We start from the raw sequence: 23,461 nt of genomic DNA on the forward strand, positions 1-23,461 counted from the left end.
CATGGCGTCTGGCATCACGCTCAGAGGGATCTTCCGTCCCACGATCCTCTTGGCGATCGGCCTGATGGCCGTGATCGTGATGATGATCCTGCCGGTTCCGGCATGGGTGCTGGACATCGGACTGGCGCTGTCCTTCTCTCTTGCGATTCTCATGCTGACGGTCACGCTGTTCATCGACCGTCCGCTGGATTTCTCGGCCTTTCCGACGATTCTCCTGGCATCCCTGCTCTTGCGACTGGCGCTGAACGTGTCGTCGACCAAGCTGATCATCGGCCAGGGTCACACCGGCACGGATGCCGCAGGCCATGTGATCGAGGGGTTTGCCCAGTTCATCATGGGCGGGGATATCATCCTGGGTCTGGTGATCTTCATCGTCCTGATGATCGTCAACTTCATCGTCATCACCAAGGGCGCGGGGCGAATGGCGGAGGTGGGTGCACGATTTGCGCTGGACGGCATGCCGGGCCGGCAACTCGCGATTGATGCCGACGTGTCTGCAGGTGCCATCGACCACGCCGAGGCCAAGCACCGGCGGGAACAGGAACTGGCAGAGACGACCTTCTACGGTTCGCTCGACGGCGCCTCGAAGTTTGTGAAGGGCGATGCAATTGCCGGTCTGCTGATCACCTTCCTCAACATCTGCGTCGGGCTGATCGTCGGTATCTTCGTTCATGGCCTGGACGTCGGCACCGCGTTCGAGACCTATACGATCCTGACCGTCGGGGATGGTCTGGTCAGCCAGATTCCAGCGGTAATCATCTCGGTCGCCGCCGCACTTTTGCTGGCGAAGGGCAGTCAGAAGGGCTCAGCCGACGTCTCGTTCTTCGCCCAACTTGGCAGGTATCCCGGCGCACTGGGCACCGTTGCCGCCCTCATGGCGCTGTTCGCCCTCGTGCCCGGAATGCCGTTCCTGCCGTTCATTCTCGCCGCCGTTTCTCTGGGCGGCCTGGCCTTCTACCAGGGCCGGCACAAACCAAGCGCAGCCGCATCGGATACGCCCGCGCTAGAGCAACCGAAGCCACGAACCATCGGCGATGTGCTCGATTTCGACGACATTCACATCGAATTCGCGCCAAATCTGGTTGCCATGGTCCTCGATCCGGCGACTGGACTGGACAGCCGGATTGCCAACATGCGCAATCATGTCGCTACCGCGTTCGGGCTGATCCTGCCCGAGATCCGCCTGACCGATGAAGCCTCTCTGGCCCCGGGTCAGTATCGCATTCGTCTGCAAGGGGTGGAGCGGGTGTCCGACCGGCTGTACCCGGATCGCGTGCTGGTCCTGCTGGCAGACGGCACGCCCGCGCCGGACGGGCTGGAAACGAAAGAGCCGGTCTATGGCGCTCCGGCACGGTGGATCCGGCCCGACCAACAGGAAGATGCGGCGCTTTCCGGCCTGACAGTCGTGTCTCCGACCGAGGTTCTTGCGACGCATCTGCTTGAGGTCCTGAAGTCGAACCTGTCGCGCCTCCTGACCCTGCGCGGGCTTCGTCGGCTTCTCGATGAGTTCGTCCGGCTGTCCGATACCGCGCGCGCCGAGGCGAACCGGAAACTTTTGGACGAACTCCTTCCCGACAAGGTGCCTCTGGATGTGCTGCATGCGGTCCTGCGCCTCCTGCTGGACGAAAAGGTCTCGATCCGAAACTTGCCGCTCATCCTGGAAGCCATCGCCGAGGCCCGGGGGATGGGCACGCCCGAGGCGATCTGCGAGCATGTCCGCCAGCGCCTGGGCTTTCAGATCGTGGCTGAACTGAAGCGTCCGGACGGATCGATTCCCCTGATCCAGCTGGCGCCCGACTGGGAGAAGACTTTCACAACCTACCAGATCGACGGCGATCGCGGTCAGCGCGACATCGCTCTGCCACCAGAACTTTTTGCTCGACTGGCCAACGGCCTGACCGAACGGGCCAACAGGGCGGCCGAGAGTGGTGTCTATCCGGCCCTTGTGACCTCGGTCGGGCGACGGCGGTTCCTGCGGACAGTTGTGCAAGCCAAGGGACTGCAGATGCCGGTCCTGTCCTATGACGAGATCAGCACCGACGCGCGGCCCGCACTGTTAGGGCAAGTACCGGCATGAACGGTGTGATCGAAGCACTTTCCGGCCTGTTGGATATTGCCAACGGCATTGCCTGGGCAGCGGCACTGGCCTTCGTCCGGATCGGCGCGATGGTTGCCTTGATGCCCGGGATCGGGGACCCGGCCGTCCCGCAGCGCGTGAAACTGGCGGTCGTCATCGTCTTCACGGTGATCCTGTCGCCCATGCTCGCCGAACGCCTTGCCACTGCGGGACCGGAGCCATCCTTCATCGCCCTGGGCGGTGAGGCGCTCGCCGGTCTGATCCTCGGAATCGGTCTTCGGCTGTTTCTGGTGGCCCTGCAGACCGCTGCGGCAATCATTGCGCAGGCAACCACGCTTTCGCAGCTTTTTGCAGGCGCTGCGCCCGAGCCGCAGCCAGCCATGGGCAACCTGTTCCTGATCGCCGCGATTGCCCTTGCGATGACCGCGGGGCTCCATGTCCAAGCGGTCGAGCTGTTGCTCTTGTCCTACGAAATCCTACCGGCGGGCGGCTATCCGTCGGCGGCCGAGGCTGCCGATTGGAGCTTGGCGCTGATCAGCCGGACGTTCAGTCTGGCTTTCAGCCTGGCCGCGCCCTTCGTGATCGCCTCCATGCTGTACAACCTCGCTTTGGGTGCCATCAACCGGGCCATGCCGACCCTGATGGTCTCGATGGTTGGTGCGCCAGCGCTTACCCTGGGCGCGTTGGCGCTTCTGGCAGTGGCGACACCGTTCCTGCTCGCGGCCTGGTTCACTGCATTCTCCGAACACCTGGTTCAGCCCTTTGCGGTCGTGCCATGAGCGGAGAAGAGGATGACGACGACAAGCAGCACGAGGCCACACAGCAGAAGCTCGATCAGGCCCGCAAGGATGGCGACATTCCCAGTTCGGTCGATCTGCAGGCCGCCGCCGCAACAGGGGGTTTTCTGCTTGCCCTGTTCAGCATTGGCGGCTGGGCAATCAAGGAAACTGGGACCGCGGGGATGGTTCTGCTTGAACAGGCCGACCAGCTTTCCGCATTGGTCGCTGCAGGCAGCAGCGGGATCGTTGGGGGCTTGATTCTAGCCCTCGCTGCCCCTTCAATGACCTTGCTCCTGGTCTCACCGCTGCTGGTGGTGGTTCTGTTGATCGCCAGTCGCGGGTTGGTCTTTGCACCGAAGAAACTGGCGCCCAAACTGTCGCGCATCTCGCCGCTTGCCACGGCCAAGCACAAGTTCGGCGTCGCCGGGCTGGTCGAGTTCGCCAAGAGCGCAACCAAGCTGATCCTTGTGTCAGTCATCCTGTATCTCATGCTTGGAAACCGGATGGCCGACATTATGGCAAGCCTTTACCTAAGCCCGGCGATGTCGGCTGCACTTATGGCCCGATTGGTGCTGGAGTTTCTCTTCATCGTTCTCTTGATCCAGCTGGCCATTGGAGCGGTCGACTTCCTTTGGCAGAACCATCACCACCGGCAAAAGCTGCGCATGTCGCACAAGGAAGTGATGGATGAGTTCAAGGAAAGCGAAGGCGATCCGCATCTGAAGTCGGCGCGCCGCCAACGGGCGCAGGAAGTGGCAACGAACCGGATGTTGACCGACGTTGCCACCGCGGACGTCGTCGTCGTGAACCCGACGCACTATGCCGTCGCGTTGAAGTGGGACCGGACGAAAGGCGGGGCACCTCTCTGCGTCGCCAAGGGTGTCGACGAGGTTGCCCGGAAAATCCGCGAGCGCGCAGCCGAGAATGGCGTTCCGATCCACAGCGACCCGCCGACAGCCCGGGCGATCCACGCGACGGTGGAAGTCGGTCAGGAAATCCGGGTCGAACACTACCGCGCGATCGCTGCCGCCATCCGCTTTGCCGATGCGATGCGCAAGAAGGCCAGAAGGCGATGACCCAGGCCAAGGACCTTTCGCAGCTTGCAGATCTGGCGCAACTGATGCTTGACCACCGGCTCGGCGCTCTGAAGGCGAACTCGGACCGGTTGGAGCAAAGCCGGATGCAGCTTTCGGCTCTCAACCAGACTGCCGAGCCGGTGGATCTTGATCCGGTGACTGCCGTCAAGGTCGGACTGGACTACGAAAGATGGGCCGACGTGCGACGAGCCGAACTGAACCTGGTGATTGCACGCCAGACGGCTGCCTGGCTGGAGGCGCGCAGCGACGCCCAGACAGCGTTTGGACGTGTGCAGGCCTTGCGTGCTCTGGCCGAGAAAACCCAGATGAGAAAGTGATTGCCGCGCAAGGAGAGGCGCGTCGGACCATCCCCAGGTCCCGAACCTTCCCTTGCCGGCTGCAGTCTTTTCGGGTCGGGCTTGAGAGAGGAGGCCAACCGGATACTAGCTGTCCTGGCGCGCAATATCGGTGATCAGGACGTCCGATACGACCGGGCCAAGGACCAGGCCTGCCGCTTCCTTCAGGCTGGTTCGCAATGTGACAAGGTTCGTACCGTCAGTGAAGGATCCGGAGAAACCCCCCACATTGGCATGGTCGAACAGAACGCTCAGGAAGACATCGCGCAGTTTCGGTTCACGCTGATAGACCATTTCGGTGTTCCCGGCCGCAACCTCAAGCGAGAGGGACAAAACCACCATCGAGGCAACCCGGCCTTCCTCGACCACCGGAACGACGAACTGGTTGTTCATCTTGACATATTCCGGCGCGCCTTCGACCGGCTCGGCATCTTCGCCTTCGCCCTCTTCGGCATGCTCGCCGTCCTTGGCCGTGGCATCGCCACCCTCGGCTGTGTGTTCCGCGCTCGGCCGCAGGACCAGACCGGCACCGACACCTCCGCCAAGGCCGATCAGAGCAAGGAGGATGGGAAGGAGTTTGCGCAGCATGATCAGAACGGCATCACGATGTCGGCGACCTGCTGGCCATAGGTCGGCTGCTGCACGTCGGTGATCTGGCCCCGGCCTCCATAGGCGATCCGCGCGCCCGCGATCTTGTCGTAGGTGATCTCGTTCTGCCGCGTGATGTCTGCCGGGCGGACATAACCGGTGACGATCAGCTCGCGCATCTCGAAGTTCACCCGGACTTCCTGCTGACCCTCGATCTTCAGGACGCCGTTCGGCAGTTGTTCAACCACCGTCGCGGCGATGCGCAGGGTCAGCTTTTCCTTGCGAGACACGGATCCCTGCCCCTTGAACGTCGACGATGAATTCATGTCGAAGGCGTCGCCCATGCTCGCGCCCTCGGGCAGGCCTTCGTTCAGGCGCTGCGGGATGCCAAGCAAGTCGGGGATGCCGCCGCTTTGCTCGCCATTGCGGCTGCGGCCGGTTGAGTTCGAGATCGAGGCGCTGTCGTCGATTTCGATCACCACGGTCAGGATGTCGCCCCTTTGAGCCGCACGCCGATCACCGAACAGCGACTGGGTTCCCCCGGTCCAGAGGGACGATCCATCCGACACCGTGGCGGGTGGCACGTCTTCGGGCATCTCGGCCGCGTACATCGCGTAGTGCTGGTCGGTGCCCTCGAGTCCCGAGAATTCGGGCGCACGGCCTACCTGTTCCAGCTTGGCACAGCCGGCCAGCGCCAGCGTCAAAATCATGCAGGACCGCATCATCATCCTATTCGTTCCATCCAACATAGACTGCTCCGTCCGGACCGACCCGGCCCATCACCGTATTCCGCGAACCGAGGTTCATCACCCGGACCTCATCGCCCACCGAGCCGCGCGCCAGAGCACGTCCCTCGGTGGAAATCTCCAGCCCTCCCGAGAGGTAGACCAGCGTCACCAGCTGATTGCGCTCCACCAGGGTCGGCGGGCCCAGGTCGCCAGGCCGCACCGGCTTGCCGGCGTAGATCGCGACACGCGCCTCAAGCCCGACGGCCTGGGCGGGATCGGACAGCGCACCGGGCAGGTCGGCGCTGACAAGCGTAACGTCCTCGGGCGCGATCACCGACTTGGCGCGGATCGTCCGGGTGGCGACCACGCTTTCGGCCAGGACCGGCCCGGCCAGCATCAGGAAGACAAGAACGCGCAGCATCAGCGGACCTGTGTCGTCGCCGCCAGCATCTGGTCGGCCGCGGTGATCACTTTCGCATTGAGCTCGTATCCCCGTTGCGCCTTGATCAGTTCGGTCACTTCGCGGACCGCATCGACCGAGCTGCCTTCCAGGTAGCCATGGCGCAGCGTTCCCAGCCCATCGAGGCCGGGGGTGCCCGAGAATGCCGCACCCGATGCCGGGCTTTCCAGGAACAGGTTCGACCCGATCGCCTCAAGCCCCTTTTCGTTCGGGAAAGAGGAAATCGTCAGCTGACCGAGAAGCTCCGGATCCACGCGATCGGCAAAGTCGGCCCAGACCTCACCCGACGGGCTTATGGTCAGGCCGCGGGCGTCGGCAGGAATCGTGATGCCAGGCACCACCGGATAGCCATCGGACGTCACGATCAACCCTTCGGCCGAACGTTTCAGCGATCCATCCCGGGTATAGCCAATCTGGCCCGAGGGCAACTGAACTTCGATGTAGCCGTTTCCATCGATGGCGACGTCGAGATCCGCGCCGGTCGCCTCAAGCGTGCCCTGGCCGATCACCACGGAAACTGCCGCGGGCCTGACGCCGAGGCCGATCTGGATGCCGGTCGGAAGCATGCTGCCGTCCGAGGCCGAGATGGTTCCGGGGCGCGACATCTGCTGGTAGGTCAGATCGGCAAAGTCGGCGCGGCGGGGGTTGTAGCCCGTCGTCGACATGTTGGCGAGGTTGTTCGAGACAACGTCAACCTTCATCTGCTGGGCTGCCATGCCGGTCGCAGCAATCTGTAGCGCTTTCATGACCTACCCCTATCGCCCGAGCGTCGAAATCACGCCGCGGACCCTTTCATCTTCTGAATCCAGGAACTTCTGACCCATCTCGTAGGCCCGCTGGACCTCGATCATCCGGGCAATCTCGGAGACGGGTTCGACGTTGCTGTCCTCCAGCATCCCCTGCAGGATGGTCGCGCCCGTCGTCGCCGGTTCAATCGCATCTGCCGAGAACATCGTGCCCGCCTGATGCCGCAGTGTCAGTGGATCCGTTGGCTGCCAAAGGCCCACCTGCGCAATGGGCTGGCCCTCTGCAGACAGCGTGCCGTCCGACGCAAGCGCTACCCCCTTGGCATCCGGCGGCACAAAGATCGGTGCTCCACCGACATCGAGGAGACGGTAGCCGTCCGGCGTCACCAGCTCTCCTTCGGCTGACGGGGTAAAGCTGCCCGCCCGGGTCAGCTGGTTGCCGTTCGGCGTCTCGATCAGGAAGAAGCCTTCGCCCTGGATGGCAAAATCGAATGCACCACCAGTCTGGCCGATCGTGGACTGCGACAGGTCCACATGACGGCCGCTGGCATGGGCAATCGACAGGGACGGGTCCTGATCCAGCGCGGCAACGTACTCGGAGAATACTACCCCCTCGCGCCGGAAGCCGGTGGTCGAGGAGTTGGCAATGTTGTTTGCCACAATGCCCATCTCGCGCATCAGGCCCGACTGGCGGTTCAGCGTTGTGTATCCGGCCGCGTCCATCTCAGCTTCCTGCGATCATGGGAATGAGCGTGTCGGTGAAAAACACAACCAGCGTGGAGGTCATGAAGCTCATCGACAGCCAGAAGACCGCGATCATGGCGCCGGCCTTCGGGACGAACGTCAGCGTCATTTCCTGGACCGAAGTCAGCGCCTGCAGAAGACCGATCACCACGCCCACGACCAGCGCCGCAGTCAGAAGTGGCGCCGAGATGATCACCGACACCCACAGACCCTGGCGCGTCAGGTCATAGATCACCGCCTCGGTCATGGCGCCCGTCATACCGGCATCCTCAAGATTTCCTGATAGGCCTCGACCACCCGGTCACGGACCGTCGCCACCGTTTCAACGGCCAGCTGTGAAGATGCGAGCGCCTGCACCAGGGCATGCGGATCGGCCCCACCGGACATTGCGGCGCGGGCCGTCGCCTCGTGCTCCTGCAGTGAGTCCAGGAAGTTCCCGGCAAGCTTTGCAAAGCCCTGTTCCGCCGCCCCTGCGCCAGGCGAAGGGGCGGCAGCCGTTCGAGCATTCGCGTATGCTTGAGTAACGAAGGAGGATTTCACATCCATTCTGGATCTCCCTTACCGTCGCAGTAGATCGAACAGGCTTTGCGTCATCTGACGCGTCTGGTCGAACATCCTGAGGTTCGCCTCATAGCTGCGCTGCGCTTCGCGCGCGTCAGCGATTTCGATCACCAGATCGACATTCGAGCCGTCGTAGTGACCGGTTTCGTCGGCCAGCGGATGGCCGGGATCGTAGACTTTCGTAAGCTCGCTCTGGTCCAGTCTTACCGGCCCAGCCTCAACCAGGCCGCTGTCCATGGCCTGTTCGAAGGTCATCACCTTGCGGTGGTAGCCTGGAGTGTCTGCGTTCGCGATGTTTTCGGACACATGCCGAAGCCGCATAGCCTGCGTCTCCATTCCGGAGGCCGCGAACGACAGCGAAGAGATGAGATCGTTGCCCATGACCTACCCCCCTCAGCGTGGCCGACCGAGGCTGGCCCGGATCACGTCCGAGGTCGCACGGTAGATTGCCAGGGCCATGTCATGCGACTGCCGCGCCTCGACCGACTTGACCATTTCGGCCTCAAGCGAAACCGAGTTGCCGTTCGGCGATTCATGCCCGCGCACGGTATCCGGCATTGGAGCCGCCTGTCCGAGGGCCGAGGAAAGATGCCCGCTCCGGGTGGCGCGCATTTCCAGACCGGCGTCGTCGAACACCTTTGCAAAGGCAGGCAGATCCTGCGTCTTGTAACCAGGAGTATCGGCGTTCGCGACATTCTCTGCGATCACCGACATGCGTGAACCGGAATAGGCCGCAAGTGATTGCGCCATCCGGGTGAGTTCCAGCTTTTCAAACATCGGGGCTTCTCCCTCGACCTGCTTCACCAAGGCTTAAGGGTGATTCGTTTAGAAACGGTTGAGAGCGAACAAAGGGAGAATCCCGTGACTGGTCTCTTCGACGGGCTTATGGCGGAAATCGGCGCAAGCTCGCCCATTCGGCGGATCGGACGGGTTGCAGAAACCCGTCGCGGCCTGGTCGAGGTCACCGGTCTCGACTCTGCGGCGATCGGCGACAGGGTCCTGATTCACAGCCGCGACGGCACCGCAGGGGGTGAGGTGCTGCGGCTGGTTCCGGGCAGCTGCTCGGTTCTTCCGGACGCGTCGGGCGACGGGATGTCCATCGGCGACCGGGTGGAACTGCTGGGCAAGGCAGAGATCGCGCCGGATGACAGCTGGATCGGGCGCATCATCGATGCGACGGGGCAGCCGCTTGACGGTCGGCCCCTGTTGCGCGGGTCGCAACTGCGGTCCTTGCGTGCGCCTGCACCATCGGCCGCACATCGTCGTCGCCTGGGTGAACGGCTGGAAACCGGGGTGGCGATCTTCGACACGCTGTTGCCCCTGGTGCGCGGTCAGCGGATCGGTCTCTTTGCGGGTTCAGGCGTCGGGAAATCTTCGCTTCTTGCAAGGTTCGCGCAAGGGGTGGAGTCCGACGTTGTCGTCATCGCGCTGGTCGGCGAACGGGGCCGCGAACTGCGGGAATTCACTGAACGTGTCCTTGGGCCCAAGGGCATGGCGCGCAGTGTGGTGGTCACGGCGACCTCTGACCAGTCGCCGCTGATGCGGCGGATGTGCGCCCTGACCGCGATGGCAGTGGCCGAACACTTCCGCGACCAGGGCAAGCATGTGCTGTTGCTGGTCGACAGCGTCACCCGCTTTGCCGAGGCTCACCGTGAGGTGGCGTTGGCCGGTGGGGAAGGCGCCTCGCTGCGAGGTTTTCCGCCATCGCTGACCCAGGCGATCATGGGACTGGCGGAACGCGCGGGTCCTGGGCCGGAAGGCGCGGGCGATATCACGGCAGTGTTTTCGGTCCTGGTTGCCGGGTCCGACATGGAAGAACCGGTCGCCGATATCCTGCGCGGGGTCCTGGATGGGCACGTCGTCCTGGACCGGCGCATTGCGGAACGCGGACGGTATCCGGCGATCGACTTTCTGCGATCCGTGTCGCGTTCGCTGCCCGAGGCAGCAACGGAAGAAGAGAACCAGCTGATCGCCGAGGCGCGGCGGCTGCTCGGGACATACGACCGGGCGGAAATGATGATCCAGGCCGGACTCTATGCCCACGGAACCGATCCCCTGATCGACCGCGCGATCAAGGTCTGGCCGCAACTCGATGGTTTCCTGGCCGAGGCTGCCCCCGCAACCGGAGTTGCGGGGAGCTTTGCACGGCTGAAGGCGACCCTGACCGACTAGGTCTGCTGCGCGTTCAGTCAGTGCATGACGGGTCGCAGGTTCTCGGCAACCAACATCGCCGCGATCCCGATCAGGATCATCCCGCCGCCCCAGGCCAGCATTTCGCGGGCCTTGCGGTTGCTGTTCAGCGTTTCCGACAGACCGCCGCCTAGCCAGGCAACGACCAGATCGGCCGGAATCGCTGTCAGGGGCACCAGAATGCCCAGCAGCAGAAGCTGGATCGTCATGTCGTGCGTGACGTCAGACCCCGGATCAAGCGCCACGAAGGGCGGCAGGAACAGCGCGAAGAACAGGACCGTCTTGGGGTTCAGCAGTTCGACCAGCACGCCTTGCCAAATCACCTCGGCCAAGGGCCGTCTGGAGACGGCGCTTGCCGCAAGGTCCTGTCGGGCATTGGCACGGGCCTCCCGGATCATCCCGACACCCAACCAAACCAGGTACGCCGCCCCGAGATATCTGAGAGCCTGCACCAGGCCGTCGAAGGCCATGAACACCTGACCCAGGCCCCAGGCGGTAGCGATGGCCAGCAGAATGCCGCCCAGGCACAGACCGACGGCCGATGCAAAGCCGGCGGAACGGCTTTGCCCTACCGTTCGGGACAGGACGTAAAGCATGGACGGGCCTGGCGTCGCGCTAAGGGCAAGGCCTGCCAGGGCGACAGCAAGGATCGATTCGAGCGGTGGCATGGCCTAGACACCTTCTCGCTGAATGCGCGCTTCGAACGGATTGCTGTAGGACCCGGCGGATTCGGCTGGATGAGCGGTCATTTCCAGAAGACGCCGCTGCCGCAGATAGGGGAAATCCCGCATGAGCATGCGCTCCAGATGCGCCCCGGCCTGGAAGGGCTCGTACAGCGCCGGCCCCTTGCCGACCAACTGGGGAAACGGCCGGATGACCGTGTCATGGTTGGCCGCCACAAAGTACGGCATCGAGAACCGTTCGCGACTGCGGTTGACCACTCGATGCGGCGTGGATCGCAGGATGCCGTTTGTCCAGGCCTCAAGCATGTCGCCGATGTTGACCACATATGCCGTATGGTCGACCGGCACGTCGATCCAATGATCCGCCTGGGTCATCACCTGAAGGCCTGCATTCCTGGTGTGCAGCAGGGTGAGGCATTCATAGTCGGTATGGGCGCCCATGTTGACCGACCCATGATCCTTTGCGACCTCGGGCCGGACGTAGTGCAGCAGGCGAAGCTGCGAGATCGGCTTGGTCATCTGGTCGGTCATCAGGCCTTTCGGCAGCCCGAGGAACATCTCAAGTGCACCGCAGATCAGCTGACCCAGTTGCGCGACCTCAGAGTAGTAGCGCGAAACCGCGACCTTGAAGCCGGCGAGCTCTGGCCAGACATTCGGACCCAGTACAAGATTTCCGGCCAGGAAATCCGGATCGGTCTCGGGCAAGTCCAGCCCCAGATCGAAGGCCTCATAGTTTCGGTGGACTTCATCGGCATAGTCCCCCTTTTCGGTGAAGGGAACATAGCCCCGGTGGTTGCGGCTTCGCCCGATGTAGTATCTCTGCTTCTCTGCATCAGGCTGCGCGAAGAACCTTTCGGCTGCGCGATAGGTTTCGTTGATGAGTTCTAGGCTAACGCCGTGGTTGCGGATCCGGAAGAATCCGATGTCGCGTGCGGCAGCACCGATCTGGTTGGCGACGCGAAGTACATCGCGGGCGGAACCAGAGCGCAGCGCTCCCACATCGATCAAGGGAAGTTCGTCAGCAATCGCCTGCTGACGGGCGAGTGAAGTTATCATGAAATCCTCCTCTTGTACGGAAGGAGGAGGTTAGGAATTCATGGTTAACAAAGTGTTCCCGAGTTACCGCAGCGCTGGAAACAATAGCTGGAAGGTGCTGCCCCGCTCCGGTTCCGACGTCACCAGAACGGAACCACCGGACTGCTGAGTCAGGCCCCGGACGATGGAAAGACCAAGACCTGTCCCGGACCCGATGGGTTTGGTTGTGTAGAAGGGGTCGAAGATCTGCGACAGGCGCTCGGCCGGTATTCCGATGCCGGTATCGGTCACGCTTATCTGAACATAACGTCCGGGGGGCGGGTCGGCGGGTCGGCCAAGACTTTCCGCCATGGACTTCTGCACATTTTCGCTTCGGATCAATATCTTGCCATGCGGTTCGGTCGCTAGGACCGCATTCTCGATCAGATGCGACAGGATCTGGCTGAAGGCCGATGCATCAACAGAAATCGGCCAAAGTCCATGCTGCAGATCAAGCATCAGGCGCCCGGAAAGGGCTCCGTACTCACGCTCGACATGCTCCAGGATGACCTGATTCAGGTTTGTCTCCACCGGGTTCAGCCGCGCGCGCTGTGCAAAGGTCAGCATGTCCCGCACAAGGCGGGCGCCGCGCTCTCCCGCCAGCTGGGCATCGGCCAATCCCTGGCGACCCAGGGGTGACAGAGGCTCGGCCTCGACAATTTCGAGGTTCCCCAGCACGACTGTAAGAAGATTATTGAACTCGTGCGCGAAACGACCAGTCAACTTACCGATGGCTTCCGCTCTTCGCGCCTCGAAAAGTCTCGCTTCCAGCGCCTTACGCGTGCTGATTTCCTGGCTCAGCTGCTCGTGCGATGACACAAGGTCTCGATAGCGTTGTGCAGAGCGTTCTGCTTCTGCCAGGAGCTCCAGCTTGGCGGCGGCCATTGCCGCCACCGTGTCCAGTATTTCCAGTTCATGCTCGCCAAAGGCGTTCGGCTCGGGGTGTTCGCTGTCGATCACGCCGACAAGCCGCCCTCGGAGCATCAGCGGAACGCAGATCTCGGACCGCGCCGGTTGCGTATCCGGAATGTAGTTCTTGTCCGTCAGCAGATCGTCAACGATCATCGGCTTGCGAGTTTGGGCAACAGTTCCAGTGATCCCGCGACCAAACGGGATAACCAGAGGATTCAGGATATTGCGACCGAAAGGGTTTTTGTCCCCCCAGGCTGCCACCTGCTGCAGCGTGGTCTGATCTTCGTTTGCCTTGTAGATCACACAATCGACGAAGTGCAGCTTGCCGACCACATTCTGCGCCACATACCAAAAAAGATCCTCGATGCTGGGTATCTGGATCAGATCGACCGCGAATTGGTTCAGGGTCCGCAGCGTGGACACGTCCATCGGCAAGCCGTGTGGATCGGACTTTGCGACGGCAGGATGCGACACTCTTTTGGTTCCCTTGGGCTTGTTCTTGCGCACACGTTAGGCAATGCCGACAGCATGGCAAAGGTAAATTGTTCGCCCCAAAGCGACATCCTGCCCAAGAGCACTGTGATGCGACACATGTGATTCTGACAGCACATGGACCGCGCCCATAGCTCATGCGACGAATGCCTCTGACGTGTCTGCAGCTTGCTGCAATGTTTGGCAGCGGATTGGAGCGGTTTGGGACGCCCAATCCCGACAACGGAGTTGCCCGGCCAAGAAGGCCTATCGTCTCAGCAAGGCAAGTGCTGTTGCCGCTGGCGAGAATGCTGCGGTCTGGCCTTGCATCTCTGATTGCAGGATGAATCTCCGGACCAGCGCATCCATCTTGGACGGGTCCTTGAACTGGCTGAGATCCGGCGATCCGAATATCGCGTCGGTCTTCGCTCTCAACACGGAAACCTGTTGATCAAGGTCGATCGACGCCAGGCTTTTCGGCAAACCCAGCGCAGTTCGCATGACTTCACGCAAGGGGGCGTTGCCCAAGAGCGTGTACCATTTCGCAAGCTCGCTGGTGGACTTGGCGGCAAGAGCGGGGATCTCGCGCTCTGCATTCAAAGACAGTCGATAGGTGTTGTTCTGCGCGCCGACCGCCGTCTCAAAACTGCGGGCGCGAAACTGGGCCAGGATCTCATCGGGAAAGGTCGAAAGCTTGGTGCGCGGAACCGAGAAATCGCCATAGCCAAAGGCGGCGGCGAACTTCGTGTATTGCTTGTCCGCCAGCTTGTTGGCCAGGCTGCCTTCCTTGAGCGTGCCACCTTCCAGGATCTTCTGGATGAACGCCTTGCTGTTGACATCGCCCTCCAGCCCGAAGGCCGTAAGGGCGATGCGCAGCAGGCGCTTGTCATTCACCAGCTTTTCGGCGGTATCTGCCTTGCCGATCTTTTCGCGAAAGTAAGCCTCGTCCCGCTGCTGGACCGGAAGCGACTGCTGCACCTGCTGCTGACGTTCCATGGTCCGCTTGAGGAAACCCCAGCCGGCAAATCCGGTAAGCGGCAGGACGGGCTGGAAGCTCATGCCTTTCCGGCCGCGAACAGCCGCTCCTCCCTGGGCAAGAGACTGCGGAGGGCCTTCAGCGCCTGATAGTGCTGGTTTTCCATGACGGCCCGGCTGGCAAGCGTAAGCTGCGTGCGACTGTCGTAGTCGGTCAGCACTTGGGACAGCTGCTCGATCCCGCGGAGAAGCTGCAGCTTGGCTTCTTCCGGGTCAGCATCACCGGACAGGACCAACTGAGCAATGTAGCAGACCCTTCGTACCGGCGTGTTTACCGCCTCAGGGTGGATCGCGTCCCGCAGACGCAGGATGTTGGCGTTCGGCGTCATGATCGCAAGCCGGGAACGCTTTTCGCCATTCTCGATCACGGCGCCGTTGATCAGCACACGCTCGTGCGGGCCGAGCTTCAGGACAAGGCCAGTCATTCGGCCCCCCTTTCGCCGCGAAGCCCGCGCATCACGGCCAGGTTGATGTCGGCCAGCACATCGACGCTGGCCTTGCCGTCCAGCACGGAACGGCTGTGCATTGCCGTGAACTCGTACAGGTAGAACAGGCGAGCGCGCAGGGCGGCGGGCAGGGAATTGCCGGGCAGCGCAACATCGGAAGCCAGTGTCGACCAGAGCCGGGTGTTGTCGGCGACGGCACGGACAAGGCCAGGGAAATCCGTGGTGCGATTCGCCCAGGCTGCGCGAAGGCGCTGGGTCGTCGATGCCAGAAGGTCGTACTCGACCGAGCGAAGCGAACGGGTCGGTGCCTCGGGCCGGGCGTAGCTGATGGCGGTTTGAAGGGTCATGGGGTGTCCATCTGTTCGAAAGCGAAGGGGTGGGGTGGGCCGCGAGGATCATCCCCGCGGCCCGGTAGTGCTTAGCGGAACAGAGACAGCAGACCCTGCGGCTGCTGGTTGGCGATCGACAGCGCCTGGGTCGCAAGCTGCTGCTGCACCTGCAGCGCCTGCAGCCGGGCCGAGGCTTCCTCCATGTCGGTGTCGACCATGACGCCGATGCCGGTCTTGAGCGAGTCAGACAGGTTGCTGACGAACTCGTTCTGGATGTCGATGCGCTTCTGTGAGGAACCGAAGGCAGCCGCAGCGTCGATCGAGGTCTGCAGCATGCCTTCAATCGCATTCAGCGCGTTGGCAGGCTGGTTGACCACATCGATGCTGTTAAGCCCGGCCAGGCCGCCGGTGCCGCGCGTGGTACCGACCGAGATCGCGGCCGACTGGTTGGTGTTGTTCGCAACGGTCAGCGCGCCAGTCGCAAGCGACAGGGTGAAGTCGCTGTCCGACAGGCCGTTTTCGGTCAGCGAGTTCTTCAGGCCGGACACCAGCGAGTCGGCGGTATCGCCTTGCTGCACCACGTAACTGCCCGCGACCGACCCGATGTTGAGCGTGATCTTGTCGCCGGCAATGATGCCCGTCAGCGTGGCGGGAGCGGCGGTCGGAGCGTTGGCGGCAAGTGCCCCGGCCCCACCCTGCAGCGTGAAGCCGTTCAGGGTGACCGGCGTGCCGGTGACCACGTTCGCGGCCGAGAGCGTACCGCCGCCGGCGGTCAGCGCCGCGCCCGCGTTGGTGGACAGGTTCTGGGCACCGACGGTGATGTTGGACGAGGTCACGCCGGTCTGGCTGCGGTCCAGCGAGGCCAGCACGTTGACCTGGGTCTGCGATCCATCGACAAGGTTCAGGCCGTTGAACTGCGCGGCCCCGACGACGGATTCGATCTGACCGGTCAGCGCGTCGATGTCGGTCTGGATCTTGCTGCGGTCGACGTTTTCGGCCTGGGCGGCAACGATCTTGCCCTTCATTTCCGTCAGAAGCTTGCTGACGGTTTCCGAGGCGTTGCGCGCCACGGTCAGGGTGGCAGAGCCGACAGAGAGGCTGTCCGAGATGCCCTTGAAGCCCTCGACGTCGGACTCCATCACCTTCGAGATGGCCCAGACGGCGGCGTTGTCCTTGGCGCTGGCCACGGTCTTGCCAGTCGAGATATCGGCCTGGGTCTTGTTGAGGTTGGCGTTGATGCCCTTCATCGTCTGCAGGGCAACCATCGCGCTGGTATTGGTCAGGATCGACGACATTATTCAGTCCTTCACAAAAGGCCGCAGGTTTCACGGCCGGAGAAGCCACAAGGCGTGGCGGAAGGGGCATTCTGTCCATGCTCCCCGGGATCCGGGAAGCGCCGCCCCGTCATGAGGCGCGAGACCCATCAGGCCGCAAAGCCCCTAACCAATTCCTAATGCCCGCCGACCAACTGCGCCGAATTTGAATGACTTCACGCGCGTCGGACAGCGCCGTTCGCCAGTGGATTGATCTGCGCTTTCTGCCCGCGCGCGTCATAGGTGGTAAGCGTGGGACCGCGGGTGACTTCCGCCAGGCGATGCTTTGCGGCCTTCAGTCCGCGCGACGCGGCATCCAGCAGCCGCGCGTTTCTAAGCGCCTTGGCCTGCAGGATCTCGGCAGTCTTGCGGTCGGGCGGGACGAGCTCCAGCGATTCGATCTGCGGCGTCAGGCGGGCAAGCGCGTCGAAATCTCCCGCAATCAAGGCGGCCGCCGCCGAATCTAGTAGAGCTTCAAGGTGCTGCATTTTCGGCCTCGGTCATGGAGTTGAAGATCAGCTCGGCCAGCCCGAGCCCACCGCTTTGTACGATCTGCTTTGCCTGCTCCTGGCGCAGGAACGAGGTAAACTGGGCCTCGCCCTGCCCGCCGCTGAAGGCGCCCTCCATCTCGGACAGGCCCGAATGTGCCAGCATCTCTGAAAGAAACGTCGCCTCCAGCTCTTGCGCCTTGACCATGAGCTGCTGTTGCCGCGTGGGCGGGACGGTCGTGATTGGGGAAAGGTCCATGTCATGCTCCCGATAGGTCGTATTTTCAGGAACCATCCGGCAAGCGGGTAAAGATTGGGTAACTTCTGCCCCGGATAAGTTTGGGATGTAGCGGCAGAAGTCGTGGAACCATGCAGAACCCTCTTGCAGCCCTGTTGCCAATTGCACCCTTGACTGAGGCCGTCAGCCCGGCCGTGTCCCCGACCGAAGTCGGAGACGGTTCGTTTGGTGAAACGTTTGTCGATGTCGTGTCGTCATCTGAACCGGTCGCGAAGTCGGATGACGGCACTGGTATCGGGGTAATTTCGCCGTTGGCCTGGGGCGGGCTTTTCCTAGCTACGCCACCAGCGTCCGCTTCGGCCGAGATCGCTTCGGCGCTGGATACCGATCTTCTCTTGTCGGAAGGCGCGGTGGCCGATTTCAGCGGTTTGGCGCCTTCGGCTACTGTTGTTGGTCCAGTGTCCGAACCTTCGGTTCATCAGCCACCCGCTTCTGAAAACTCTTCGCCGACTTCGCCGCAGGTCGGCTCAACATTCCCGTCGCCGGATACCGAACTCAACCTGACGGCGGGCGTGCCGGTTGCTGTCGGACCATCGGCTGGAATGATCCAGGCCCCTTCGGAGCCATCCTATTCAGCGACGTCGTTTGAGGTGCCGTCCGCCGCAATGGTTCCGCCGAGTCCGGATCCGACGGTTGGGCCTCTCTCTGTTTCGTCTGAAGCCATGCAGAAGGTGGCTTCGGTCGAATCCGTCAGGCCGGTGGCTGCTGTCCCTGCGAAGAATGCATCAGACATTGCTCTCGCCACTGTGGAATCCGCCGACCAATCGACCGGGAAAGGTGGGCCGGCTGCTAGTGCAGATCATCCGCAAGGCAACTCCGATTGGGCGATGGATCGCGGAATTGGGACCGTTAAGCGGGCAGAACGTGCGAATGCCGCAATTGCCGCCCTGCCGGGCAAAGCAGTCCGGGTTGAGCCAGATGTTCCTGAGCAAACCTGGCAGGCAACAGTATCGTCGCAACATCCGGTCAGGCAGGATTTGCCCGGGCCGGTCGAGCCCGTGCTTGCGAGGTTGGATGCCGTCACAGCGATGGATCAGTCTGTGCCGGACCCGGCCGCTGTCGATCCGTCCGATACTCCACCTGCCGATATGGAAGCCGACCCTCACCCGCGCGTCGTCAGTTTCTGGGAACGCTTCTTCGCCGAAGGATCGGCGTCCGCGCCGACCGGATCACGCTCTCCATCCGACACTGTGTCGAATGGGACTGTTCCACCCCCTGCAGCCGCCCTGATCGCCCTTGCGGCAAGACCGCTTTCTGAACCGGAGCGGGAGCATGTGATCGCCCAAGAGACATCAGTCGTCGAACCGCACGCAGCGGTACCGACCGGCCCGACCTTGTCGAAGGCGGCGGCCTGGTCCAGGCAATTGCTTGGCGATATCCTGTCGAAAGCACTGCCACAGCTCGTCTTCGCTGACTGGCAGGGCGAACTTTCCCAACCTGATCAGCGACCTGAGCTTTCCCTCTCCTCTGTTCCCTTCCTGTCTGGCGGACCTTCGCCAGGGTCACCAACCGCCACCGTCGTCACCCCGCAGTTCCCGGTTCCGTACATCGCCTCGCAGATCGCAAGCGTTCTGGTCCGCAACGATATGAACATGTCCGAGCTTGCGCTGGCGCCGGAGGAGTTGGGAAAGGTCAGGCTTCGGATGGAGCCGGATTCCGCGAACCCCGATCGAATGGTGATCCTGATCAGTGTTGAGCGTCCCGAAACCCTTGACCTGTTCCGCCGTCATGCCAGCGACTTGGCCGAAGCGATCAGAAATGCAGGGTATTCGGGGGCCGACATCAGCTTTGGCCAGAACACTCAGGACAACGGATCCGGGCACAGAAGGGAATCAACTTCCGCAGGTCCGGGAAGTCCGTTCGAAGAGATCGGACCCGTCGAAACCGCCCGCCCGCATGCCCTTGGGGCTTCTCTCGATCTCAGACTGTGAGGCAATGATGGACGTCACTTCCGCCACCACGACGATGAGCACCTCCCCTGCCAACAGTGCAGCAGCCCCGTCGAAGATCACTTCGGACTTCAATACCTTCCTGCGCATGCTGACCGTGCAGATGCAGAACCAGGATCCGCTGAATCCGATCGATTCCGCAGACTATGCGGTTCAGCTTGCCACCTTCTCCGGGGTGGAACAGCAGGTGCGCACGAACCAGCTTTTGGCTGATCTTCAGGGCCGGTTCCAGCAGTTGGGGCTGGCGGAAATGGCCACCTGGATCGGCAAGGAAGCCAGATCCGACGCCCCGGTCCGGTACGACGGGCAGCCCGTCACCCTCACCGTGAACCCGGCTGTCGGATCGAACCGCGCGGTGCTGGCCGTCCGCGACAGCGCCGGCAACCTGGTGTCGCGCGAAGAGATTCCGGTCAGCTCTGAGCCCTACCAGTGGCTTGGTGGCGGCATGGACGGATCGCCGCTGCCGCCGGGCAACTACTCGATCCAGCTGGAAAGCCTGAACGGGGAAACCCTGATCACGACAACACCGGTAGAGCACTACGCGCGCGTGGTCGAGGCGAAGACGGGTGGTTCGGGCACGACCCTCGTTCTGGAAGGCGGTATCGAGGTTCCAGCCACGCGGGTGACCGCCCTGCGGAGCCCCACTGACTGACGAGGTCTTTCCTGTTGTCACCTGCCTTGCGGCTTGACTGCGGGTCTGACAACATTCGCTGTGCAGGCATACCGCGCCGTCAATTGGGTTGGGTGCCAGACCGGCGCCCGCGCGCAAGAACCTGCCGCAGTGTAGTTCGTATCGGTTTTGTGCACGGGCATCGGCCTTTTCAGCGCGCTTGGGCGCAGGTTGGCCCATTGGCCTGAACGCCCGTAGGGCCCACCGATGGAAAGGATCGTGAAATGGCAAGCAAGGTCTGTCTGGTTACCGGTGGCGGACGCGGGATCGGGGCCGCTGTTGCGCGCGAAATGCACGATCGCGGCTACGCCCTGGTGCTGATGTCTCCTTCGGAAAGCTGCGAAGCGCTTGCGGCCGAACTCGGTGGCGTCGCCCATCGCGGCGTTGCACAGAATGGCGAAGACCTGAAGGCCGTGGTCGACCTTGCCCTGTCCACCTATGGCCGGATCGATGCCGTGCTGAACCATACCGGCCATCCGCCGAAGGGCGATCTCTTGTCGATCCCCGACGAAGGCTGGGACCTTGCACACGACATGATCCTGACCTCGGTGATCCGGATGGCACGCCTTGTCACCCCGGTGATGGAAACCCAGAAGTCCGGGTCCATCGTGAACGTCACCACTTACGCCAGCCATGAGCCGTCCTTGTGGTTCCCGGCGTCCTGCACCTATCGCGCGGCCGTCTCGACCTTCACCAAACTTTATTCCGACCGCTACGGTCCGGCCAACATCCGAATGAACTGCCTTGCCCCTGGCTTCACCGACAGCCTCGATGTTGCAAAGTACGGTGAGCTTGCCGCCTTGAAGCGGATCGGGACTGTCAAGGAACAGGCCAAGGCCGCAGCGTTCCTTCTGTCGGACGACAGCAGCTATATCACCGGCCAGACCCTGCGGGTCGATGGCGGCCTGACCCGTTCGGTCTAGCCTATCCAGCAGGGGTGAAGTCGAACTTCATGACATGCCGGTAGACCTGACCGGGCTCCAGACGCGCCGACGGGAAGTGCGGGCTGTTGGGAGAGTTCGGGAAGCGTTGGGTTTCCGCCGCAAATCCGGCAAAGCGCGGATATCGTGCCCCCGCCTTGCCGGGCGTCCCGTCGAAATGCGCGCCGGTGTACAGCTGCAGGCCGGGCTCGGTGGTCGAGACCTGCATCCGACGGCCGGAGATCGGGTCTTCGGCTCGAAGACAGGGCCGCAAGCCCGCGGCGTCCGTGGGCGAGGACAGGCAGAGGTTGTGGTCAAAGCCGCCCGGTCCCGGCATGTCCGCGCCAATCGTCCGCGAGACACGAAAATCGAACGGCGTCCCCGCGACCTGCCGGACTTCACCCGTCGGGATCAGCCGTTCATCCACCGGAAGGTAGTAGGCCGCGTCGACCTGCAGGCTTTGCCCCAGGACATCGCCAGAGCCGTGCCCGGCCAGATTGAAATAGGCATGGTTGACCAGATTGACGACCGTCGGCGCATCGCTCCGGGCTTCCATCTCGATAGTCAGCCCCAGACCTGCGACCCGATAGGTCACCCGCGCCGTCATCGCCCCTGGGTAACCCATCTCTCCTGCGGGCGACTGGGTTGCTAGGGTCACATGTTTGTCCGAATGGTCCTCGATCTGCCAGAGCTTGGTGTCCAGACCCGACCGGCCGCCATGCAGGTGCTGCTGGCCTTCGTTGCAGTCCAGCTGGATCACGCGACCATCCAGGATGAACTGCCCATCGGCGACCCGATTGGAATAGCGCCCACAGGTCGCGCCCAGATAGCCACCCTGATCCTGCCAGTCCGTCAGCTTGTCAAAGCCCAGGACGATGTCTGCCAAAGCGCCCTTGCGGTCGGGAACCCACAGCTCTGCCAGCCTTGCGCCGTTGGTCAGGATCGCGGCCCGCAGCCCATCCTGCCCGCTCAGGGTGATCCGGTGTACATCCGTGCCGCCAAGTTGGCCGACTGAGACAAGGCCAGCCATCGTCACGCCGACCAGGTTTGCGGCAAAAGGGCATCTGGCACGTTCTGGTACGCCACCGGCCGCAACCAGCGGCGGATCGAAAGCGTGCCGACCGAGGTCGCGCCAAAGTTGGTCGACGCCGGATAGGGTCCGCCATGGACCTGCGCGTCAACGACCTCGACCCCGGTCGGAAAGCCATTGGCGAGGATCCGGCCAGCCTTGCGCTCCAGCACAGGCATCAAGAGCCGGGCAAGGTCCATGTCGCTGGCATCAAGGTGCAACGTGCAGGTCAATTGCCCCACAAGGCTGCGGGCTACGGCCTGCATCTCAGCGGCATGACGCACCCGCACGATCAGACCCAGCGGACCAAAGACCTCTTCCGAAAGATTGTGATCGGCCAACCAGTCCGCTCCGGAGACTTCGAAGAGACTGGGCGCGGCCGTCCGCCGTTCGCAGGCTCCGTTCAGCACGGACCGGACACCACCGCCCTTGGCGACGCGATCGCGGCCCGAGCGGAACGCATCCGCAATGCCATCGGTCAGCATGGTCTGCGGACCGACCGCGCCGACAGCCGCCTTCGCCGCCTCGACAAAGGCATCCGCGTCGGGACCGTCGATCACCACAGCAATCCCGGGATTGGTGCAGAACTGGCCAGCGCCCAGGGTCAGCGAGCCGGCCCAGCCCTTGGCGATGGCTTCCCCCCGCGCGGCCAGTGCCGCCGGAAGCAGGAACATCGGGTTCACCGAGCCCAGTTCACCAAAGAACGGAATCGGCTCAGGGCGGGCGGCGCACAGGTTGAACAGCGCTCGCCCGCCAGCCAGCGACCCGGTAAAGCCGACCGCCTTGATGAACGGGTTCTGCACCAGTGCTTCGCCGACATCGCGCTTGCCGCCCTGCACCAGGCTGAACGTTCCTGCCGGAACACCCGTGCCCTTCACTGCCGCATGGATGGCCTGGGCGACGATCTCTCCGGTCCCGGGATGGGCAGAGTGCCCCTTCACCACCACCGGACATCCAGCCGCGAGGGCCGAGGCAGTGTCCCCCCCGGCGACCGAAAAGGCGAGCGGGAAGTTTGACGCTCCGAATACCGCGACCGGGCCAACCGGGCGCTGGATGAGCTTCAGGTCCGGGCGTGGGGCAGGCTGGCGGTCTGGAAGTGCCGGGTCATGGCGCCGGTCTAGCCAGCCATCCGACAGGATATGGGTTGCAAACAGGCGCAGCTGCCCGACCGTCCGCCCGCGCTCGCCTTCCAGACGCCCTGCAGGCAGACCGGTTTCCTGGGTGCCGATCTCTGTGATCTCGGAACCTCTTGCATCGATCTCGTCCGCGATCCGGTTCAGGAACTCGGCGCGCTCGACCCTCCCCATGGTTGAATACTCGGGAAAGGCCGCCTCGGCTGCCTCGCAGGCCGTTTCGACATGGGACGGCGAACCAGCGGCAAAGCTGCGCACGGGTCCATGGGCAGGCGAGGACATGAAGCTTTGCGCAGACCCGACCCAGTCGCCCGCGATCAGATGTTTTCCGGTCAGCATGAGGTGCCTTTCTTGTACAGTCCGCCT

General features: G+C 62.9%; 28 protein-coding genes. 8 read left to right on the forward strand and 20 right to left on the reverse strand.

What is annotated here, in order from left to right; translation table 11 throughout:
* The first annotated feature begins 1 nt into the window (after window position 1).
* The 4 genes from flhA to AC2EAL_RS03870 are packed head-to-tail and all read left to right on the forward strand — an operon-like array spanning window position 2 to window position 4,270.
* Window positions 2-2,077, forward strand: coding sequence for a flagellar biosynthesis protein FlhA (flhA, locus tag AC2EAL_RS03855; protein ID WP_484722847.1), 2,076 nt, complete (start codon window positions 2-4; stop codon window positions 2,075-2,077).
* Entirely contained in the window at window positions 2,074-2,856 is a 783-nt protein-coding gene (locus AC2EAL_RS03860) for a flagellar biosynthetic protein FliR (RefSeq protein ID WP_484722848.1), read from the forward strand. The genes flhA and AC2EAL_RS03860 overlap by 4 nt, the downstream gene beginning before the upstream one ends.
* Window positions 2,853-3,932 (forward strand): EscU/YscU/HrcU family type III secretion system export apparatus switch protein, encoded by a 1,080-nt coding sequence (locus AC2EAL_RS03865; protein WP_484722849.1) that lies wholly within the window; start codon window positions 2,853-2,855, stop codon window positions 3,930-3,932. Before AC2EAL_RS03860 ends, AC2EAL_RS03865 begins: the two co-directional genes overlap by 4 nt.
* Window positions 3,929-4,270, forward strand: a complete 342-nt coding sequence (locus AC2EAL_RS03870) for a hypothetical protein (protein ID WP_484722850.1) — start codon at window positions 3,929-3,931, stop codon at window positions 4,268-4,270. The genes AC2EAL_RS03865 and AC2EAL_RS03870 overlap by 4 nt, the downstream gene beginning before the upstream one ends.
* 105 nt (window positions 4,271-4,375) lie before the next feature.
* On the opposite strand, the gene AC2EAL_RS03875 is transcribed toward AC2EAL_RS03870, so the two are convergent.
* The 9 genes from AC2EAL_RS03875 to AC2EAL_RS03915 are packed head-to-tail and all read right to left on the reverse strand — an operon-like array spanning window position 4,376 to window position 8,892.
* On the reverse strand, window positions 4,376-4,876 hold the full coding sequence (locus AC2EAL_RS03875; protein WP_484722851.1) for a flagellar basal body-associated FliL family protein: 501 nt from the start codon (window positions 4,874-4,876) through the stop codon (window positions 4,376-4,378).
* Window positions 4,877-4,878: 2 nt separating this feature from the next.
* The gene (gene flgH / locus AC2EAL_RS03880; RefSeq protein ID WP_484723394.1) at window positions 4,879-5,598 is read right to left on the reverse strand and encodes a flagellar basal body L-ring protein FlgH; all 720 of its coding nucleotides are present in this window, start codon (window positions 5,596-5,598) and stop codon (window positions 4,879-4,881) included.
* A 7-nt stretch (window positions 5,599-5,605) separates the two neighbouring features.
* The gene (gene flgA, locus AC2EAL_RS03885) at window positions 5,606-6,025 is read right to left on the reverse strand and encodes a flagellar basal body P-ring formation chaperone FlgA (protein WP_484722852.1); all 420 of its coding nucleotides are present in this window, start codon (window positions 6,023-6,025) and stop codon (window positions 5,606-5,608) included.
* Window positions 6,025-6,810, reverse strand: a complete 786-nt coding sequence (gene flgG, locus AC2EAL_RS03890) for a flagellar basal-body rod protein FlgG (protein WP_484722853.1) — start codon at window positions 6,808-6,810, stop codon at window positions 6,025-6,027. The genes flgA and flgG overlap by 1 nt, the downstream gene beginning before the upstream one ends.
* A gap of 9 nt (window positions 6,811-6,819) precedes the next feature.
* Window positions 6,820-7,533, reverse strand: a complete 714-nt coding sequence (locus tag AC2EAL_RS03895; RefSeq protein ID WP_484722854.1) for a flagellar hook-basal body complex protein — start codon at window positions 7,531-7,533, stop codon at window positions 6,820-6,822.
* A gap of 1 nt (window position 7,534) precedes the next feature.
* A complete protein-coding gene (locus tag AC2EAL_RS03900) occupies window positions 7,535-7,801 on the reverse strand; it encodes a flagellar biosynthetic protein FliQ (protein ID WP_484723395.1) in 267 nt (88 codons plus the stop codon).
* 8 nt (window positions 7,802-7,809) lie between these two features.
* Window positions 7,810-8,100 carry a flagellar hook-basal body complex protein FliE gene (gene fliE / locus AC2EAL_RS03905; RefSeq protein ID WP_484722855.1) on the reverse strand — a complete coding sequence of 97 codons (291 nt, stop codon included), beginning with the start codon at window positions 8,098-8,100 and terminating at the stop codon, window positions 7,810-7,812.
* 12 nt (window positions 8,101-8,112) lie between these two features.
* Window positions 8,113-8,496, reverse strand: a complete 384-nt coding sequence (gene flgC / locus AC2EAL_RS03910) for a flagellar basal body rod protein FlgC (RefSeq protein ID WP_484722856.1) — start codon at window positions 8,494-8,496, stop codon at window positions 8,113-8,115.
* Window positions 8,497-8,508: 12 nt separating this feature from the next.
* Window positions 8,509-8,892 (reverse strand): FlgB family protein, encoded by a 384-nt coding sequence (locus AC2EAL_RS03915; protein WP_484722857.1) that lies wholly within the window; start codon window positions 8,890-8,892, stop codon window positions 8,509-8,511.
* Window positions 8,893-8,976: 84 nt separating this feature from the next.
* On the opposite strand from AC2EAL_RS03915, the gene AC2EAL_RS03920 reads away from it, so the two are divergent.
* Window positions 8,977-10,287 carry a FliI/YscN family ATPase gene (locus AC2EAL_RS03920; RefSeq protein WP_484722858.1) on the forward strand — a complete coding sequence of 437 codons (1,311 nt, stop codon included), beginning with the start codon at window positions 8,977-8,979 and terminating at the stop codon, window positions 10,285-10,287.
* A gap of 17 nt (window positions 10,288-10,304) precedes the next feature.
* Here AC2EAL_RS03920 and AC2EAL_RS03925 read toward each other — a convergent pair whose 3' ends face one another.
* From AC2EAL_RS03925 to AC2EAL_RS03965, 9 genes are all read right to left on the reverse strand, one after another.
* Window positions 10,305-10,973, reverse strand: a complete 669-nt coding sequence (locus AC2EAL_RS03925) for a LysE family translocator (RefSeq protein WP_484722859.1) — start codon at window positions 10,971-10,973, stop codon at window positions 10,305-10,307.
* A gap of 3 nt (window positions 10,974-10,976) precedes the next feature.
* Complete coding sequence (locus tag AC2EAL_RS03930) at window positions 10,977-12,044, reverse strand: isopenicillin N synthase family dioxygenase (RefSeq protein WP_484722860.1); 1,068 nt, start codon at window positions 12,042-12,044, stop codon at window positions 10,977-10,979.
* Window positions 12,045-12,107: 63 nt separating this feature from the next.
* Window positions 12,108-13,403, reverse strand: a complete 1,296-nt coding sequence (locus AC2EAL_RS03935) for an ATP-binding protein (RefSeq protein WP_484722861.1) — start codon at window positions 13,401-13,403, stop codon at window positions 12,108-12,110.
* 309 nt (window positions 13,404-13,712) lie between these two features.
* Window positions 13,713-14,504 carry a DUF1217 domain-containing protein gene (locus tag AC2EAL_RS03940; protein WP_484722862.1) on the reverse strand — a complete coding sequence of 264 codons (792 nt, stop codon included), beginning with the start codon at window positions 14,502-14,504 and terminating at the stop codon, window positions 13,713-13,715.
* Window positions 14,501-14,905, reverse strand: coding sequence for a flagellar biosynthesis repressor FlbT (gene flbT, locus AC2EAL_RS03945; RefSeq protein WP_484722863.1), 405 nt, complete (start codon window positions 14,903-14,905; stop codon window positions 14,501-14,503). The genes AC2EAL_RS03940 and flbT overlap by 4 nt, the downstream gene beginning before the upstream one ends.
* Window positions 14,902-15,273 carry a flagellar biosynthesis regulator FlaF gene (gene flaF, locus AC2EAL_RS03950; protein ID WP_484722864.1) on the reverse strand — a complete coding sequence of 124 codons (372 nt, stop codon included), beginning with the start codon at window positions 15,271-15,273 and terminating at the stop codon, window positions 14,902-14,904. Before flaF ends, flbT begins: the two co-directional genes overlap by 4 nt.
* A gap of 71 nt (window positions 15,274-15,344) precedes the next feature.
* A complete protein-coding gene (locus AC2EAL_RS03955) occupies window positions 15,345-16,550 on the reverse strand; it encodes a flagellin N-terminal helical domain-containing protein (RefSeq protein ID WP_484722865.1) in 1,206 nt (401 codons plus the stop codon).
* 194 nt (window positions 16,551-16,744) lie between these two features.
* Window positions 16,745-17,056, reverse strand: a complete 312-nt coding sequence (locus AC2EAL_RS03960; RefSeq protein WP_484722866.1) for a flagellar biosynthesis protein FlgN — start codon at window positions 17,054-17,056, stop codon at window positions 16,745-16,747.
* Entirely contained in the window at window positions 17,043-17,315 is a 273-nt protein-coding gene (locus AC2EAL_RS03965) for a rod-binding protein (RefSeq protein ID WP_484722867.1), read from the reverse strand. The genes AC2EAL_RS03960 and AC2EAL_RS03965 overlap by 14 nt, the downstream gene beginning before the upstream one ends.
* 149 nt (window positions 17,316-17,464) lie before the next feature.
* Here AC2EAL_RS03965 and AC2EAL_RS03970 point away from each other — a divergent pair, with 149 nt between their 5' ends.
* From AC2EAL_RS03970 to AC2EAL_RS03980, 3 genes are all read left to right on the forward strand, one after another.
* Window positions 17,465-19,285 (forward strand): flagellar hook-length control protein FliK, encoded by a 1,821-nt coding sequence (locus tag AC2EAL_RS03970; RefSeq protein WP_484722868.1) that lies wholly within the window; start codon window positions 17,465-17,467, stop codon window positions 19,283-19,285.
* A 7-nt stretch (window positions 19,286-19,292) separates the two neighbouring features.
* Entirely contained in the window at window positions 19,293-19,955 is a 663-nt protein-coding gene (locus AC2EAL_RS03975; RefSeq protein ID WP_484722869.1) for a flagellar hook capping FlgD N-terminal domain-containing protein, read from the forward strand.
* Window positions 19,956-20,197: 242 nt separating this feature from the next.
* Window positions 20,198-20,896 (forward strand): SDR family oxidoreductase, encoded by a 699-nt coding sequence (locus AC2EAL_RS03980; protein ID WP_484722870.1) that lies wholly within the window; start codon window positions 20,198-20,200, stop codon window positions 20,894-20,896.
* A gap of 1 nt (window position 20,897) precedes the next feature.
* On the opposite strand, the gene AC2EAL_RS03985 is transcribed toward AC2EAL_RS03980, so the two are convergent.
* A complete protein-coding gene (locus AC2EAL_RS03985; RefSeq protein ID WP_484722871.1) occupies window positions 20,898-21,923 on the reverse strand; it encodes an aldose epimerase family protein in 1,026 nt (341 codons plus the stop codon).
* Between the two features lie 2 nt (window positions 21,924-21,925).
* A complete protein-coding gene (locus AC2EAL_RS03990; RefSeq protein WP_484722872.1) occupies window positions 21,926-23,434 on the reverse strand; it encodes an aldehyde dehydrogenase (NADP(+)) in 1,509 nt (502 codons plus the stop codon).
* Between the last annotated feature and the right edge of the window lie 27 nt (window positions 23,435-23,461).

Source organism: Tabrizicola sp. T74 (genome assembly GCF_057219935.1).

Coding starts and splice junctions, on each gene's coding strand:
- flhA (WP_484722847.1), top strand. CDS start 2: ATGGCGTCTGGCATCACGCTCAGAGGGATCTTCCGTCCCACGATCCTC.
- AC2EAL_RS03860 (WP_484722848.1), top strand. CDS start 2,074: ATGAACGGTGTGATCGAAGCACTTTCCGGCCTGTTGGATATTGCCAAC.
- AC2EAL_RS03865 (WP_484722849.1), top strand. CDS start 2,853: ATGAGCGGAGAAGAGGATGACGACGACAAGCAGCACGAGGCCACACAG.
- AC2EAL_RS03870 (WP_484722850.1), top strand. CDS start 3,929: ATGACCCAGGCCAAGGACCTTTCGCAGCTTGCAGATCTGGCGCAACTG.
- AC2EAL_RS03875 (WP_484722851.1), bottom strand. CDS start 4,876: ATGCTGCGCAAACTCCTTCCCATCCTCCTTGCTCTGATCGGCCTTGGC.
- flgH (WP_484723394.1), bottom strand. CDS start 5,598: ATGCGGTCCTGCATGATTTTGACGCTGGCGCTGGCCGGCTGTGCCAAG.
- flgA (WP_484722852.1), bottom strand. CDS start 6,025: ATGCTGCGCGTTCTTGTCTTCCTGATGCTGGCCGGGCCGGTCCTGGCC.
- flgG (WP_484722853.1), bottom strand. CDS start 6,810: ATGAAAGCGCTACAGATTGCTGCGACCGGCATGGCAGCCCAGCAGATG.
- AC2EAL_RS03895 (WP_484722854.1), bottom strand. CDS start 7,533: ATGGACGCGGCCGGATACACAACGCTGAACCGCCAGTCGGGCCTGATG.
- AC2EAL_RS03900 (WP_484723395.1), bottom strand. CDS start 7,801: ATGACCGAGGCGGTGATCTATGACCTGACGCGCCAGGGTCTGTGGGTG.
- fliE (WP_484722855.1), bottom strand. CDS start 8,100: ATGGATGTGAAATCCTCCTTCGTTACTCAAGCATACGCGAATGCTCGA.
- flgC (WP_484722856.1), bottom strand. CDS start 8,496: ATGGGCAACGATCTCATCTCTTCGCTGTCGTTCGCGGCCTCCGGAATG.
- AC2EAL_RS03915 (WP_484722857.1), bottom strand. CDS start 8,892: ATGTTTGAAAAGCTGGAACTCACCCGGATGGCGCAATCACTTGCGGCC.
- AC2EAL_RS03925 (WP_484722859.1), bottom strand. CDS start 10,973: ATGCCACCGCTCGAATCGATCCTTGCTGTCGCCCTGGCAGGCCTTGCC.
- AC2EAL_RS03930 (WP_484722860.1), bottom strand. CDS start 12,044: ATGATAACTTCACTCGCCCGTCAGCAGGCGATTGCTGACGAACTTCCC.
- AC2EAL_RS03935 (WP_484722861.1), bottom strand. CDS start 13,403: ATGGACGTGTCCACGCTGCGGACCCTGAACCAATTCGCGGTCGATCTG.
- AC2EAL_RS03940 (WP_484722862.1), bottom strand. CDS start 14,504: ATGAGCTTCCAGCCCGTCCTGCCGCTTACCGGATTTGCCGGCTGGGGT.
- flbT (WP_484722863.1), bottom strand. CDS start 14,905: ATGACTGGCCTTGTCCTGAAGCTCGGCCCGCACGAGCGTGTGCTGATC.
- flaF (WP_484722864.1), bottom strand. CDS start 15,273: ATGACCCTTCAAACCGCCATCAGCTACGCCCGGCCCGAGGCACCGACC.
- AC2EAL_RS03955 (WP_484722865.1), bottom strand. CDS start 16,550: ATGTCGTCGATCCTGACCAATACCAGCGCGATGGTTGCCCTGCAGACG.
- AC2EAL_RS03960 (WP_484722866.1), bottom strand. CDS start 17,056: ATGCAGCACCTTGAAGCTCTACTAGATTCGGCGGCGGCCGCCTTGATT.
- AC2EAL_RS03965 (WP_484722867.1), bottom strand. CDS start 17,315: ATGGACCTTTCCCCAATCACGACCGTCCCGCCCACGCGGCAACAGCAG.
- AC2EAL_RS03975 (WP_484722869.1), top strand. CDS start 19,293: ATGGACGTCACTTCCGCCACCACGACGATGAGCACCTCCCCTGCCAAC.
- AC2EAL_RS03980 (WP_484722870.1), top strand. CDS start 20,198: ATGGCAAGCAAGGTCTGTCTGGTTACCGGTGGCGGACGCGGGATCGGG.
- AC2EAL_RS03985 (WP_484722871.1), bottom strand. CDS start 21,923: ATGGCTGGCCTTGTCTCAGTCGGCCAACTTGGCGGCACGGATGTACAC.
- AC2EAL_RS03990 (WP_484722872.1), bottom strand. CDS start 23,434: ATGCTGACCGGAAAACATCTGATCGCGGGCGACTGGGTCGGGTCTGCG.